Source organism: Ruegeria sp. EL01, assembly GCF_900313035.1.
In the GTDB taxonomy this organism is placed as follows: Bacteria; Pseudomonadota; Alphaproteobacteria; order Rhodobacterales; family Rhodobacteraceae; genus Ruegeria.
This window is the reverse complement of sequence record NZ_OMPS01000046.1, coordinates 461,848-476,926: the sequence shown is the minus strand read 5'-3', so window position 1 is coordinate 476,926 and position 15,079 is coordinate 461,848. Positions and strand designations below refer to the sequence as shown.

Annotated in this window: 15 protein-coding genes; 13 read left to right on the top strand and 2 right to left on the bottom strand. The window is 55.8% G+C overall.

All coding sequences use genetic code 11. The features are described from left to right. The first annotated feature begins 65 nt into the window (after positions 1-65). The gene (locus tag D9K61_RS22740; protein ID WP_120635459.1) at positions 66-1,436 is read left to right on the top strand and encodes a class II 3-deoxy-7-phosphoheptulonate synthase; all 1,371 of its coding nucleotides are present in this window, start codon (positions 66-68) and stop codon (positions 1,434-1,436) included. A gap of 55 nt (positions 1,437-1,491) precedes the next feature. Here D9K61_RS22740 and D9K61_RS22735 read toward each other — a convergent pair whose 3' ends face one another. Further along, positions 1,492-2,166: a PAS domain-containing protein gene (locus D9K61_RS22735; RefSeq protein ID WP_120635672.1), complete on the bottom strand. Its 675-nt coding sequence runs from the start codon at positions 2,164-2,166 to the stop codon at positions 1,492-1,494. 244 nt (positions 2,167-2,410) lie between these two features. Here D9K61_RS22735 and D9K61_RS22730 point away from each other — a divergent pair, with 244 nt between their 5' ends. From D9K61_RS22730 to D9K61_RS22675, 12 genes are all read left to right on the top strand, one after another. After that, complete coding sequence (locus tag D9K61_RS22730) at positions 2,411-3,301, top strand: YicC/YloC family endoribonuclease (RefSeq protein WP_120635671.1); 891 nt, start codon at positions 2,411-2,413, stop codon at positions 3,299-3,301. 17 nt (positions 3,302-3,318) lie between these two features. Beyond that, positions 3,319-3,960: a guanylate kinase gene (gmk, locus tag D9K61_RS22725; protein WP_120635670.1), complete on the top strand. Its 642-nt coding sequence runs from the start codon at positions 3,319-3,321 to the stop codon at positions 3,958-3,960. After that, entirely contained in the window at positions 3,957-4,481 is a 525-nt protein-coding gene (locus D9K61_RS22720; RefSeq protein ID WP_120635458.1) for a gamma carbonic anhydrase family protein, read from the top strand. Before gmk ends, D9K61_RS22720 begins: the two co-directional genes overlap by 4 nt. Before the next feature lie 27 nt (positions 4,482-4,508). Then, positions 4,509-5,555: an ATP-binding protein gene (locus D9K61_RS22715; RefSeq protein WP_120635457.1), complete on the top strand. Its 1,047-nt coding sequence runs from the start codon at positions 4,509-4,511 to the stop codon at positions 5,553-5,555. Positions 5,556-5,750: 195 nt separating this feature from the next. Then, on the top strand, positions 5,751-6,791 hold the full coding sequence (locus D9K61_RS22710; RefSeq protein WP_120635456.1) for a substrate-binding domain-containing protein: 1,041 nt from the start codon (positions 5,751-5,753) through the stop codon (positions 6,789-6,791). An 85-nt stretch (positions 6,792-6,876) separates the two neighbouring features. Beyond that, on the top strand, positions 6,877-8,349 hold the full coding sequence (gene pstC, locus D9K61_RS22705) for a phosphate ABC transporter permease subunit PstC (protein WP_120635455.1): 1,473 nt from the start codon (positions 6,877-6,879) through the stop codon (positions 8,347-8,349). After that, on the top strand, positions 8,346-9,677 hold the full coding sequence (gene pstA, locus D9K61_RS22700) for a phosphate ABC transporter permease PstA (protein ID WP_120635454.1): 1,332 nt from the start codon (positions 8,346-8,348) through the stop codon (positions 9,675-9,677). The genes pstC and pstA overlap by 4 nt, the downstream gene beginning before the upstream one ends. Before the next feature lie 15 nt (positions 9,678-9,692). Further along, positions 9,693-10,490, top strand: a complete 798-nt coding sequence (gene pstB / locus D9K61_RS22695) for a phosphate ABC transporter ATP-binding protein PstB (RefSeq protein WP_120635669.1) — start codon at positions 9,693-9,695, stop codon at positions 10,488-10,490. 31 nt (positions 10,491-10,521) lie between these two features. Next, on the top strand, positions 10,522-11,223 hold the full coding sequence (gene phoU, locus D9K61_RS22690; RefSeq protein ID WP_120635668.1) for a phosphate signaling complex protein PhoU: 702 nt from the start codon (positions 10,522-10,524) through the stop codon (positions 11,221-11,223). 12 nt (positions 11,224-11,235) lie between these two features. Next, positions 11,236-11,925 carry a phosphate regulon transcriptional regulator PhoB gene (gene phoB / locus D9K61_RS22685; protein WP_120635453.1) on the top strand — a complete coding sequence of 230 codons (690 nt, stop codon included), beginning with the start codon at positions 11,236-11,238 and terminating at the stop codon, positions 11,923-11,925. A 134-nt stretch (positions 11,926-12,059) separates the two neighbouring features. Beyond that, the gene (locus D9K61_RS22680; protein WP_120635452.1) at positions 12,060-13,289 is read left to right on the top strand and encodes an acyl-CoA dehydrogenase; all 1,230 of its coding nucleotides are present in this window, start codon (positions 12,060-12,062) and stop codon (positions 13,287-13,289) included. A 116-nt stretch (positions 13,290-13,405) separates the two neighbouring features. Further along, positions 13,406-14,173, top strand: coding sequence for an SDR family oxidoreductase (locus D9K61_RS22675; RefSeq protein WP_120635451.1), 768 nt, complete (start codon positions 13,406-13,408; stop codon positions 14,171-14,173). Here D9K61_RS22675 and D9K61_RS22670 read toward each other — a convergent pair. Then, the gene (locus D9K61_RS22670; RefSeq protein WP_120635450.1) at positions 14,170-15,039 is read right to left on the bottom strand and encodes an acyl-CoA thioesterase II; all 870 of its coding nucleotides are present in this window, start codon (positions 15,037-15,039) and stop codon (positions 14,170-14,172) included. The genes D9K61_RS22675 and D9K61_RS22670 overlap by 4 nt on opposite strands. Positions 15,040-15,079 lie beyond the last annotated feature (40 nt).

Here is a 15,079-nt window from a genome sequence, read left to right as displayed (position 1 = left end):
TATGGCCACTCTTCCCTGCTTTTTGTATAGAGACCACCTGAAATATATCTGCGGAGATCCAAGCTATGACTGAGTGGCAAAAAACGAGCTGGCGCAATAAGCCCCGGGTTCAGATGCCAGAGTATACCGACGCGGCCGCGCTGGCCAAAGTCGAGGCTCAGCTTTCACAGTATCCGCCGCTGGTCTTTGCCGGTGAGGCGCGGCGTCTCAAGCAACATCTGGGTGCCGCTGGTCGCGGCGAGGCCTTTTTGCTGCAGGGTGGAGATTGTGCTGAAAGCTTTGAACAATTCAGCGCCGATGCGATCCGCGATACGTTCAAGGTGATGCTGCAGATGGCCATGGTGTTGACCTATGGTGCCAAGGTTCCCGTGGTTAAAGTCGGCCGTATGGCTGGTCAGTTTGCCAAACCACGCAGCGCCCCGACCGAGGTTATCGATGGCATAGAGTTGCCCAGCTACCGCGGCGATATCATCAACGAACTGGCTTTCACGCCCGAATCCCGGATTCCGAATCCTCAGAAAATGCTGCAGGCCTACACGCAGGCCGCCGCAACGCTGAACCTGCTGCGTGCGTTTTCGACCGGTGGCTTCGCGGACATGAGCATGGTGCATTCGTGGACGCTGGGCTTTACGGACGAACAGGACGTTCAGAAATATTCGGAAATTGCCGACCGAATTCAGGACACTATCGACTTCATGGGTGCGGCGGGGATTACCGCAGATACCACGCATGAGTTCTCGACCGTTGAATTCTACACCAGCCACGAAGGGCTACTGTTGGAGTATGAAGAGGCGCTGACGCGTCTGGATTCGACCTCGGGCAACTGGTTGGCCGGGTCCGGGCACATGATATGGATCGGTGATCGCACCCGTCAGCCTGATGGTGCACATGTCGAGTTCTGCCGTGGGGTCCAAAATCCCATTGGCCTGAAATGCGGCCCGACCACTTCGGCGGAAGACCTCAAGGTTCTGATGGCCAAGCTGAACCCGGAAAACGAAGAGGGTCGCCTGACCCTGATCGCGCGCTTTGGTGCGGGCAAAGCGGGTGAGCACCTGCCGCGTCTGGTCAAGGCGGTGACAGAAGAAGGCGCCAATGTCACATGGGTCTGCGATCCAATGCACGGCAACACCATCAAGTCGGCGACCGGCTACAAAACCCGGCCCTTCGATTCGGTGCTGCGCGAAGTGCGCGACTTCTTTGGTGTTCATCAGGCCGAGGGCACCATCCCCGGTGGTGTGCATTTTGAGATGACCGGTCTGGATGTCACAGAGTGTACCGGCGGCGTACGCGCAGTGACCGAAGAGGATCTGTCTGACCGCTACCACACCGCGTGCGATCCACGCCTGAATGCCTCTCAGGCGTTGGAACTCGCCTTCCTAGTCGCTGAAGAACTGACCAATTTGCGTCGTGATCGTTCAAAGCGCCAAGCAAGCTAAGACTACTACGAATTATCGGGAAGCGGCGGGTTATTGACCCGCCGTTTTTCGTTTGTCAGTCGTCTTTTGAGACGACCAGTCGCAAGTGGCTGGCGGGTCGCTTGAATTCTGACTGGTCTTCCGCAAAGCCGGAAGCGTCCTCTAGTTCGGGTTTCGCGGGCACGTGCATGTCCGACACCGGCTTGATGCGTCTGTCGGAAATGGCAAAACGGCGTGGTGTCGCGCCAATTGCACCGTCGCTGACCATGATGCCAAGAACCCGGCTCACGTCCCCAAGATCACTTTTCAGGGGAAGAAGTATCATGCGCGCTTGCAACCTCGCGCGGCCCAGCGCACCAGCCGACACGACGCTTAGCTCTGCCGTGGCGGGTGCCGAGAAGACCTGCTCAAGCACGTCTTTCACATCCGCTCGCGCATCTGGCTCAAAAAAGGATGTCAGAGGCATGCCTCGAACTTCCATTCCCGCGAGTTTGGTGAGATGGCTGCCAGCCAGACGAAACCGGGCAAGGCCAGGGGCGATGCGTTCCAGAATGAAGGTGTATTCCAGAATGTTCTCTAACCCGCGCGGATCAACCTGCGACCGTTTCGGAACGCCGTCGCCTGTCAGCAATGCGGTCCAATACGCCTCGGCCTGGCGGATCGGCGAGAGGCTGCGCCCACTGTCAAAGCGATCCATTGCGACGATCTTTCCAAATCCTGACCCGGAACCAATCCCGAAAAAGGTTTTCATTTCCATCACCCTAACATCAAACGACCACCATTTTCATAAAATGCGAGACATCGCATATATCGGCGGCCCAAAAGCCTCTGCTCTGGACAGTTTGACTCGGGTTAAGACAATTTTGGAGTAATTCTTTAATGAATGGTTAACTTCTGCAGATCAATTGCAGCATCAGCAAGGTCTTGCTCTGGACCGGTCAATGGCATTAGGTGCGGCAGGCAGCAAAAAAAGTGCAGTGACAGAAAGGGCAGTCATGATCAGATCCATGACCGGGTTTGCCTCGGCCAAGGGGGCATTTGGCCCGCATAGCTGGACGTGGGAACTGCGCAGCGTGAACGGCAAGGGGCTGGATTTACGCATTCGGGTGCCGGAATGGTTGACCGGGTTAGAGGCAGCGTTGCGTGGTACGCTGTCCAAGTCTCTGAGCCGCGGAAACGTGACGCTATCTATGCGCATAAGCCGCGATGAAGCCGCAGCGGATTTGTCTTTGAACGAAACCACAATGGCCGATGCGCTGAATGCTCTGGTGAAGACACAACAGATGGCCGAGGCGCGCGGAGTTGTTCTGGCACGGTCCAGCGCAACTGATCTGCTTGCGATGAAGGGGATGATGGAGGCTGGTACAGACGCCGATGATCCAGCCCCCTTGGTGGCGCATCTGACGTCCGAATTTTCAAGTCTTCTAAGCGCATTCATCGACATGCGCCAAAGTGAAGGCGAAGCGCTTGCCGGTGTTCTGGCGTCACAGTTGGATCAGGTTGCCTCTCTGACCGAGCAAGCTGCGAAGCTGGCTGAGCAGCGCAAGGACAAGATGGCCGATGCCCTTCGTGAAAATCTGGCGCGCGTACTGGACAATGCTCAGGGAGCGGAGCCCGATCGCGTGGCGCAAGAACTGGCTTTGATCGCGGTCAAAGCTGACATAACTGAAGAAATCGACCGTCTGATTGCCCATGTGGCCGCGGCGCGTGACCTGCTGGGGCAAGACGGGGCCGTTGGGCGCAAGTTGGACTTCCTGATGCAGGAGTTCAACCGTGAGGCAAATACACTGTGTTCCAAAGCGCAAAACACTGATCTGACATCTGTTGGGCTAGAACTGAAGGCCGTGATCGATCAGATGCGCGAACAGGTGCAAAACATTGAATAAAAATGGGAATAACTGAAATGGGGCACCGCCGAGGTCTACTAATTATCCTGTCCTCGCCCTCAGGGGCAGGAAAATCTACTTTGGCGCGCCGGCTGATGGCATGGGATAGCGACCTAGAGTTTTCGGTGTCCGCGACGACCCGCGAACCGCGCCCCGGTGAAGAACACGGGCGCGAGTATTACTTCCTCAGCGAGGATGCCTTCAGACAACAGGTGTCCGAGGGTCAGATGCTGGAACATGCCCACGTGTTCGGCAATTTCTACGGCTCACCTGCAGGACCGGTGCGGGAATTGATCAATGCCGGACGGGACGTGTTGTTCGATGTGGACTGGCAAGGCGAGGTTCAGATCAGGAATTCGGACCTGGGAAAACACGCGCTGTCGATCTTTATTCTGCCGCCGTCGATCCCCGAACTGCGACGCCGGTTGGAAACCCGTGGGCAGGACAGCGAAGACGTGATCGCCAAGCGCATGCTCAAAAGCTGGGATGAGATCAGCCATTGGGGGTATTACGACTACGTTCTGGTAAATGATGATCTGGATGCAACCGAAGACAAGCTGAAGACAATCGTCAGCGCAGAACGGATGCGCCGAATTCAGCAACCGAGCCTGCAAGACCACGTAAGAACCCTGCAAAACGAGTTTGAGGGATTGTCATGACACTCTACGCATTGGGCGAGCACACGCCGCAGATTCATGAAGATACCTGGGTCGCGCCGGATGCCAACCTGATCGGGAAAGTTGTTCTGGAACAGGGCGCGTCGGTCTGGTTTGGGTGCACGATCCGCGCCGATCATGAAGAGATCCGCGTCGGCGCTGGCAGCAATGTTCAGGAAAACTGTGTCATGCATATCGACGCCGGATATCCGTTGATCATCGGTCAGAACTGCACCATCGGGCACAAGGTTATGCTGCATGGCTGTACGATTGGGGAAAATACTCTGATCGGAATGGGCGCCATCATTCTGAACGGCGCCAAGATTGGCAAGAACTGCCTGATTGGGGCAGGGGCGCTGATCACCGAAAACAAAGAAATCCCGGACAACTCCCTTGTCATGGGATCGCCCGGAAAAGTTGTGCGGCAACTGGATGACGCCGCTGCACGGCAAATTACGTTTAGCGCGTTACACTATCAGGAAAACATGCGCTTGTTTCGTGAAACGTTGACACAAGCCTCGTAGGCACTTGGGCAAACAGAGTTCCAAACCATGTCCACCGACTTACTTGAAGAATTAGTGTCAGCCATTCCGATGCCCGCATTGGTGGTCGATCAAACCGAACGCATTATTGCGGCCAATACGGATGCCAGGACTCTGCTGAACCAAAACATTCAGGGCCGGCATTTTGCCACTATTCTCCGGCAACCACAGGTGATCGAGGCGATTGAGCAAGGCCTGCGCACCAAAGGCCCCGCCAAGACACGGCATTTGGCGAATGACGGCGCACAGGACACCACGTTCGAGGTTCAATGCCGCTACATGAACGGTGTTGGCGCGGTTTCGGGCGGCGCAGTACTGGTCATATTTCAAGACGTCACTCATCTGGAAGAAGCCAGCCAGATGCGCCGGGATTTTGTGGCAAATGTCAGCCACGAATTACGCACGCCGCTGACCGCGCTGATGGGGTTTATCGAAACGTTGCGGGGGTCAGCCCATAACGATGCTGTTGCGCGGGAACGGTTCCTGCAGATCATGGACGAAGAAGCCAACCGGATGAATCGCCTTGTCGGCGACTTGCTGTCCCTGAACCGGGTTGAGAGCCAAGAACGTGTGCGTCCGAAGGAAGAGTTGGAACTGACGGGTCTGGTGCAATCGACTTTGAATTCACTGCGCCCCCTGGCTGAAGATGCCGGTGTATCCTTGTCGTTGAACGCCGCTGCGGGTCCGATTTCGGTGCCCGGGGACAGTGATCAATTGCGTCAGGTCTTTACCAATCTGATCGAAAACGCCATCAAATACGGAGGAAGCGGTGAAAGTGTCGAGGTGTTGGTCTCGGCCTCCGAAAGGGACACCGCGATGCGAGGGCCCGCAGTAAGGGTGCAGATCATCGACAAAGGACCGGGAATCGACGCCGTCCACTTACCCCGCCTGACCGAGCGATTCTACCGCGCTGACAGTCATCGATCACGGCAACTGGGCGGAACCGGATTGGGGCTGGCGATTGTAAAACACATCGTGAATCGCCATCGGGGACGGCTACGTGTGGAAAGTGACTTAGGCAAAGGGTCTGTTTTTACAGTTATTTTGCCGCGTTAAGCTGCACCAGACATCTGAAGCAAATCCATCTGCCTTCACATAAACCAAAACGTTTTTGTCATCAGGCCGGTGAAACTCGTCGCTTGTCATGAAACCGTTACACACTTGTCACAAAAGGCTTACGCACGATCCATAGGGGTGCGCTCAGGATCATCATGGGGGTGATCGCAAATGTACTTTCTCAAGGAGACTGAAATGTCCTTTGTAAAACTGTCGGCTTCGGCGCTTGCCATCGCTGCCGTATCTGCAACAGCTGCTGCTGCCCGCGACAACGTTCAAGTTGCTGGGTCGTCGACCGTGCTGCCTTACGCATCGATTGTTGCCGAGCTGTTTGGCGAAAACACCGACTTCCCAACACCGGTTGTTGAATCGGGTGGTTCTTCCGCTGGCCTGAAGCGTTTCTGTGAAGGTGTTGGCGAAAACACCATCGACGTTGCAAATGCATCGCGCGCCATTCGCGAAAAAGAAATCAAAGCCTGCGCTGACAACGGTGTCACTGACATCATGGAAGTGCGCATTGGCTATGATGGCATCGTGTTCGCCAGCCAGCAGTCGGGTCCCGCATTCACTGCGTTCCAGCCGGCCGACATCTACAACGCCATCGGTTCCAAAGTGATGAAAGACGGCGCGCTGGTTGATAACAGCTTCAACAACTGGGCCGAATTCAATGGCGACCTGCCGGACGTTGAAATCGCCATGTTCATCCCTGGCACCAAGCACGGCACCCGTGAAGTGTTCGAAGACAAGGTTCTGCTTGCCGGTTGTGAAACCACAGGCGCCATGGAAGCGATGATCGCAGGCGGCATGAGCGAAGACGATGCCGAGGACGCATGCCTTGACGTCCGCACTGACGGCAAGTCGGTCGATATCGACGGCGACTACACTGAAACGCTGGCACGTATCGACACCAACCCGAACGGCATTGGCGTGTTTGGTCTGGCGTTCTACGAGAACAACACCGACAAGCTGAAAGTCGCGACCATGGGCGACGTTGCACCGTCGACTGAAACCATCGCGTCGGGTGAATACCCGGTTTCGCGCCCATTGTTCTTCTACGTCAAGAAAGCACATATCGGTGTGATCCCCGGCTTGAAAGAATACGCGCAGTTCTTCGTCGCTGACGAAATCGCTGGCGGCTCTGGCCCGCTGGCCAACTATGGCCTGGTTGCCGATCCTGAACTGACATCCACGCAGGACGCGATCAACAACGAAGCAACCATGGGTTCGGGTAGCTAAGCCGGACATTGGTCCGACACGCGAGGGGCGGCCTAAACGTCGCCCCACGCTTTCTTGAATTTCCAACCGGACCAGTGAGGGTGGCATGCCGTTAATTTGGCTTTTCCTGATCGTCATGGTGATCGCAGCAATCGGGTACGTGCTCGGGCGGTCTCGCGCATTGCAAAGCGCCGGGGGCGACAGTCGCGATCTGCATTCACTGCCGGTGTTCTACGGTGCTAACGTTGCCCTCAAGACGGTTGTGCCAGCTTTTGGTTTGCTGGTCTTTTGGCTGCTGGTTCAGCCGCTCTATGTAAACTCCCAGATTTCTCAAACAATTCCTGGTTCTGTCGTCAAGGAAGGATCATCGCTCAGCCTGGTGATGGCCGAGGTTCGGCGCACTGCCTCAGGATTGGACAATGCTGTGGCACAAGGCAGCATCACGGAAGATCTGGCCAGAGATGCGCGTGCCGACGTTGCGGATATGACGCAAAGCCTCAAGAACGCGGGGCAGGTGGTCACCTCGGAAATCACGCGACCTGTTCTTACGGCGGCACAAAACTACCGTGTCATGAATTCCACCGGTTACGCCATCATGTCAATTGTTGTGATTGTCGTCGCTTTGATCGGGGCGGCATTCAGCTGGCGGCAAACCCATTCCGAATACCGTGCGCGCAATGTCGTCGAACAAGGCATTCGTGTCCTGCTGTTGGCCGCCGCGTCGATCGCCATCCTGACAACGGTCGGAATCGTTCTGTCGCTGGTTTTCAACACGTGGGAGTTCTTCAAGCTATATCCCGCGACTGATTATTTCTTCGGCCTGACATGGGCACCCAGTTTCTCAGGTCGCGGCGGGACGTCGGCATTGGGTGTCCTGCCGCTGCTTTGGGGCACTCTCTACATCTCGATCGTCGCGCTTTTGGTGGCGGTTCCGATCGGCCTGTTTGCCGCGATCTATCTGAGTGAATACGCCTCGCCCCGCCTGCGGGCTGTTGCCAAACCTATGCTTGAGGTGCTCGCCGGTATCCCAACTATCGTCTACGGTCTGTTCGCATTGCTGACCGTTGGCCCGCTATTGCTGGGCATCTTTGGGGATGGCGGTTTGGGTTGGATGAAAGCCGGGACAGCCGTAATGACGGCGGGGCTGGTTATGGGCATCATGCTTATTCCCTTCGTCTCGTCCTTGTCGGACGACATCATCAACGCGGTGCCGCAGGCGATGCGTGATGGATCTTATGGGTTGGGCGCCACGCAATCTGAAACCATTCGGCAGGTGGTTCTTCCCGCCGCATTGCCTGGCATTGTTGGTGCGATCCTTTTGGCCGCGTCGCGGGCCATCGGCGAAACCATGATTGTGGTTTTGGGTGCGGGTGCGGCTGCGCGCCTCAGCCTTAACCCATTTGAGGCCATGACAACTGTGACCGCGAAGATCGTCAGCCAGCTGACAGGTGATGCCGATTTCGCCTCACCAGAAGCGCTTGTTGCTTTTGCACTTGGAATGACACTTTTCGTTATCACGCTGGGCCTGAATGTCTTTGCCCTCTACATCGTGCGCAAATACCGGGAGCAGTACGAATGACTGACGCAAGCACGCCATCCCCGGACAAGGGCCGTCACTCTGTCTCGCTTACGGCGCCCGATGCGCGGACGCGCAAGCGCGCGCAGGCCGAAAAACGGTTTCGGGCTTACGGGATCATCGCGATTGCAACCGGCATGTTTTTTCTGGTTGTCCTTTTCACATCTATCCTGTCGGAAGGGCTTCCGGCGTTTAAGCGCACGGTTGTTAGCGTGGAGTTCACACTGACCGAACAGGACCGCGAAGAGGCGGAAAGCGAGCTGTTCAAAACAAAGGCGTATTCTAACCTGTTCGTCACCGCCCTTAAAACCGAACTGGATGAACGCGGCTTGAACGTCGACATCAACGAAGACGCGATCGAGCGCCTGTTGGGCAAAGTCGGCGGCACAATCCGAACGTTTTATAGCGAAAACCCCAGTAAACTCGGGCAGCCGGTGCAGTTTGATCTGGCCGCATCCAGCCGGGTTGATGGGTACTACAAAGGACGTGTGACACGAGAGTCCATGCAAGACAGCAGGTTCCTGCAAAAAAGCGACCTGGATCTTGTGGATGCGATGGAAAAAGCCGGGATCATCAAACAGGCGTTCAACTGGACCTTTATCACAGGCGCGGACTCAGGCGTCGACAACCCCGGCGGTGCAGGTATCGGTGCGTCCGTTGTTGGGTCCTTCTTCATGATGCTGGTAGTTCTGGTCTTTTCCCTGCCAATTGGCGTCGCGGCCTCGATCTATCTGGAAGAATTCGCCCCGCAGAACCGGTTTACCGATCTGATTGAAGTCAACATCTCGAACCTTGCTGCGGTCCCGTCGATCGTGTTCGGTATCCTAGGTCTGGCGGTTTTCATCCAGTTTATGCACCTGCCGCAATCGGCACCTTTGGTTGGCGGGTTGGTTCTGACATTGATGACACTGCCGACAATCATCATTTCGACCCGCGCATCGCTCAAGGCGGTTCCGCCATCGATCCGCGATGCCGCGCTGGGGGTAGGGGCCTCGAAAATGCAGGCGGTCTTCCACCATGTTCTGCCGCTGGCAGCCCCGGGTATCCTGACCGGTACCATTATCGGTTTGGCACAAGCGCTTGGAGAAACCGCGCCGTTGTTGCTGATCGGTATGGTGGGCTTTGTGGCGCGTGGATATCCGGATGGATTTATCGCAGGCTTCACCGAAGCGAACTCGGCCATGCCGGCCCAGATTTATACCTGGGCCTCGCGCGCTGACGTCGCCTTTTACGAAAAAGCCTGGGGTGGGATCATCATCCTTCTGATGTTCCTGCTGAGCATGAACATTATCGCAATTATCCTGCGTCGGCGTTTTGAACGTCGCTGGTAAATGGGGGCTGTTATAATGAACGATATGACCCGAGTGGAGAGACAAGTGGACACCAACAAGATCAAGCTGGAGTGTCGTGACTGCCAGGTCCACTATGGTGAGACCCACGCGATCAAAGACGTGAACGTCGATATCGAAGACAAGACCGTGACCGCCTTTATTGGTCCGTCCGGTTGTGGCAAGTCCACGTTCCTGCGCTGCCTGAACCGGATGAACGACACCATCGACATTGCCCGTGTCAAAGGATCGTTCAAACTGGACGGTGAAGACATTTACGACAAACGTGTTGATCCGGTGCAGTTGCGCGCCAAGGTCGGGATGGTTTTTCAGAAACCAAACCCGTTTCCCAAGTCGATCTATGACAATGTTGCATATGGCCCGCGTATCCATGGCCTTGCTAAAAACAAGGCGGACCTGGATGATATCGTCGAGAAATCTCTGCGCCGCGCTGCGATCTGGAATGAAGTCAAGGATCGCCTGGATGCGCCAGGCACCGGGCTGTCTGGTGGCCAGCAACAGCGCCTGTGCATCGCCCGCGCGGTGGCGACAGAGCCAGAAGTTCTTTTGATGGACGAACCCTGTTCAGCTCTGGACCCGATCGCAACATCTCAGGTTGAAGAGTTGATCGATGAATTGCGCGAACAATATTCGGTTGTGATCGTGACCCACTCGATGCAACAGGCCGCCCGCGTCAGCCAGAAGACGGCCTTTTTCCATCTGGGAAGCCTGGTTGAGTTTGGCGAAACCGGTCAGATATTTACCAACCCTGTAGACCCCCGCACGGAAAGCTACATCACCGGCCGGATCGGCTGAGCATAGGTAATCAGAAATGACCGATAATCAAATGTCCGACCAACATATCGCATCCGCTTTTGACCGCGATCTTGAAACCATTCAGGCCCACATCATGAAAATGGGTGGTCTCGTCGAAGAATCGATTATGGGCGCTGCACGCTCTCTCGAAACCCGAGACGAGGAATTAGCGCAAGAAGTTCGCCGGAAAGACAAAGCGATTGATGAGCTGGAAGAGCTCGTCAACGAAGAAACCGCGCGTTTGATCGCTTTGCGGTCGCCGACCGCCAGTGATTTGCGGCTTGTCCTATCGGTGATGAAAGTTTCGGGCAACCTCGAGCGTATCGGCGATTACTCCAAAAACATCGCCAAACGAACCACTGTTTTGGTCACTGCAACGGAAATCAGCGGCAGTGCGGCTGCTTTGCGTCGCATGGCGCGCGAGGTTGAGCTGATGCTGCGCGATGCACTGGACGCCTACATCCAGCGCGATTCTGAACTCGCGACAGATGTCATCGAGCGCGATCACGAAGTGGACCAGATGTACAATGGCCTGTTCCGCGAGTTCCTGACCTTTATGGCGGAAGATCCGCGCAACATCTCGGCCTGTATGCACCTGCATTTCATTGCCAAAAACATCGAGCGCATGGGCGATCATGTCACCGCGATTGCAGAACAGGTCGTCTATCTGGTGACCGGCGAACGCCCGACCGAAGCGCGACCCAAAGCCGACAATACATCGCAAACTGTCTAAAGGACGAAGGCAATGTCTGCTGATCAACCGACTGTTCTGGTGGTCGAGGATGAACACGCTCAGCGCGAAGTTCTAGCGTACAACCTTGAGGCCGAAGGGTTTCGCGTCTCAAAAGCAGCCAGCGGCGACGAAGCGATGCTGCTGGTCGACGAAGATAGCCCGGACATCATCGTGCTGGATTGGATGATGCCCAATCTCAGCGGCATCGAGGTATGCCGACGCCTCAAGACTCGTCCGGATACACGGTCGATCCCGATCATTATGTTGTCAGCCCGTTCTGAAGAGGTCGACAAGGTGCGCGGGCTGGAAACCGGCGCGGATGACTACGTGGTCAAACCGTATTCGATCGTTGAACTAATGGCGCGGGTTCGGACGCAATTGCGCCGCGTCCGCCCGGCGACCGTAGGGATACGGCTGGAGTTTGATGACATCGTGCTGGATTCTGAAACCCACAGGGTCAGCCGAGGCAGCGTAACGTTGAAGCTGGGTCCGACTGAATTCCGCCTGCTGAGCACGTTCATGGAAAAACCAGGCCGTGTCTGGAGCCGCGAGCAACTGCTGGACCGGGTCTGGGGGCGCGACATCTATGTCGATACGCGTACCGTCGACGTGCACATCGGGCGATTGCGCAAAGCTTTGACCCAACATGGCGGCGAAGATCCAGTGCGTACTGTGCGCGGCGCGGGTTACGCCCTGGGCTAGAGTGATCGGGAAGGGGTCTTCAACACGGGTCCAAGCGTATGACATTTACTCATGGGAAGGTGCGAAACTCTTGCTGTAACTTTCGGACAGCGCGCGTTACGCTTCGGCAACATCGACAACCCCGGAGAAGCCCCATGAACGCCCCCAGCACCCAACCAACCTTGCGCGCCAAGGATGCGCCCGATCTGGGTCAGTTTGCATGGGATGATCCGTTCCGCCTGGCCGATCAGTTGACCGAAGATGAACGTATGATCACCGACAGCGCACGGGCATACGCGCAGGAAAAACTGCAGCCCCGCGTGACCGAAGCGTTTCAGAACGAAGAAACCGATCCTGAGATTTTTCGGGAAATGGGTGAAATGGGCCTGTTGGGCACGACCATTCCTGAAGAGTACGGCGGCATAGGCGCGGGCTATGTCGCCTATGGCCTGGTCGCACGTGAAGTCGAACGCGTGGATTCCGGCTATCGCTCGATGATGTCGGTACAAAGCTCTTTGGTCATGTATCCGATCTATGCTTATGGCAGCGAGGAGCAGCGCCGAAAGTACCTGCCGAAACTGGCCAGCGGCGAGTGGATTGGCTGTTTTGGCCTGACCGAGCCGGATGCGGGATCTGATCCTGCTGGTATGAAAACCCGGGCTGAGAAGATCGACGGCGGCTATCGGTTGACCGGTAGCAAGATGTGGATTTCGAACTCTCCGATCGCCGACGTCTTTGTGATCTGGGCGAAATCGGATGCCCATGACGGCAAAATTCGCGGCTTTGTTCTGGACAAAGATCTAAAAGGTCTAAGCGCACCCAAAATCCAAAACAAGCTGAGCCTGCGCGCGTCAATCACCGGTGAAATCGTTCTGGACGGCGTTGAGGTGGGCGAGGGTGCTTTGCTGCCCCATGTTCAGGGCCTCAAAGGACCATTTGGCTGCCTGAACCGTGCCCGGTTCGGCATCAGCTGGGGCGTGATGGGCGCTGCGGAAAGTTGCTGGCATGCAGCGCTTCAATATGGATTGGATCGCAAGCAATTCGACAAGCCGTTGGCACAAACTCAGCTGTTCCAGCGCAAACTGGCGGACATGCAGACCGAGATCGCTTTGGGCCTGCAAGGAAGCCTGCGTGTCGGTCGTCTGATGGATCAGGCCGAGGCAGCGCCGGAAATGGTCTCGATCGTCAAGCGAAACAATTGCGGCAAAGCGTTGGATATCGCGCGGATGTCACGCGACATGCACGGCGGTAACGGGATTTCGCTCGAGTTTCAGGTTATCCGCCACATGATCAATCTGGAGACAGTGAACACCTATGAAGGCACGCATGATGTACATGCGTTGATCCTGGGGCGGGCACAGACGGGATTGCAGGCTTTCTACTGAGCCATAGCATTATTCGTGTAATTGGTATTATGGTAAATAAGCGCCAATACTTTGCGCTTTGATTTTAAAACCAACGCCTTACCATGTGGTGTTGAATCCAAGAATTGGGGCATCACATGGATGTGAACGGAAAAACGGTTGTCGTTACCGGCGCCGCACAAGGTATCGGAAAAGGTTTGGCAGAACGATTTGCGCGTGAAGGCGCAAATGTTGTCTGCGCAGATATCGACGCCTCTGGAGCACGCTTGGTTGCCGAAGCCATCGATGGACATGCCTTTCGCTGTGACGTTTCCAATGAAGATGAGATCAAGTCCCTGATTGATCAGGTTGAAAACACAATCGGTCCGATCGATTTGTTCTGCGCAAATGCAGGAATTCTGACGCTTGGTGGTCTGAATGTTCCCGACGAAGACTGGGATCGGATTTGGAAGATCAATGTGATGTCCCACGTTTGGACAGCGCGACACCTGGTTCCTCGGATGACCGCCCGTGGTGGCGGATACATCATGACAACTGCGTCTGCGGCAGGCTTGCTGAACCAACCTGGCGCTGCACCATACGGTGTGACCAAACACGCAGCCGTTGGATTTGCCGAATGGCTGTCGCTGACCTATGGGCATCAGGGACTGCGGGTTTCGGTTTTGTGCCCACAAGCGGTACGATCGGAAATGACCCGCGGGCATGAAAATTCAGTGGCCGCAATCGACGGCATGCTAGAGCCTGAAGACGTGGCGCAAGCCTGTGTTGATGCGATCCGCGAGGAGCAATTCCTAGTTCTCCCGCATCCTCAAGTGTTGGACTACATACGGTTGAAATCTGAAGACTATGACCGATGGCTTGGAGGAATGCGGAAGCTAAATCAAATGTTTGCTGAGGAATCTTAAGGTTTCTTCTGCGCCCGTCGCATAAGGCCTTCTTGCGCAACAGAGGCGACCAAAACCCCATCTTCGGTGTAGATCGATCCGCGATTGAAGTTTCGTCCCTGCCCCGACCACGGCGAATCCATCGCATAAAGATGCCAGTTCTCAAACTGAACCGGCGCGTGAAACCAGATGGTGTGATCCAGACTGGCGCCATTGACCTCACCGGTAAACCAGCTCAGCCCATGTGGGCGCATCCCCGAACTCATCAAGCTCATGTCAGAGGCATACGCTAGCAGCAAGTGCTGTGTTTTGGCGTCCGCCGATGCGGCCGCCCCCATTCGGAACCAAATCTGATTTCGGTCATCCGATACCGCTGGTTTAAACGGATCTAAGTGATCGACTTCGCGGATTTCTATTGGGCGTTCGCGGATCAGTTCTGGTCGCAGTCTTTCTGGAACGCGATCCAGGTAAATCTGCCGCAGATCAGATCGTGCCGGATAGTGTTCCGGTGAGTCCAGATCTGGCATTGGGTGCTGATGATCCCAACCTTCATCTTTGATATGAAAAGACGCGGACATGTTCAGGATTTGTTTTCCATGTTGAATTGCAACCACCCGCCGCGTCGTAAAAGAACCTCCATCTCGCGCTCTATCAACTTGATAAATAACGGGAATGGTGGGATCTCCGGGGCGAATGAAGTAGGCATGCAGAGAATGACACAATCTGTCGTCCACAGTTCTGTAAGCCGCTGCGAGTGCCTGAGCAATCACCTGTCCACCAAAAATACGCGTCGGGGTTTCGCCACCTGATCCGGTGCCACGAAACAAATCGACCTCTAGACGTTCGATGTTGAGAAGATCCAGAAGTATGCTCTCGGCTTCGGTCATGTATTACTCATCACTCTTTGGTCGCACTTGGCGTATCAGT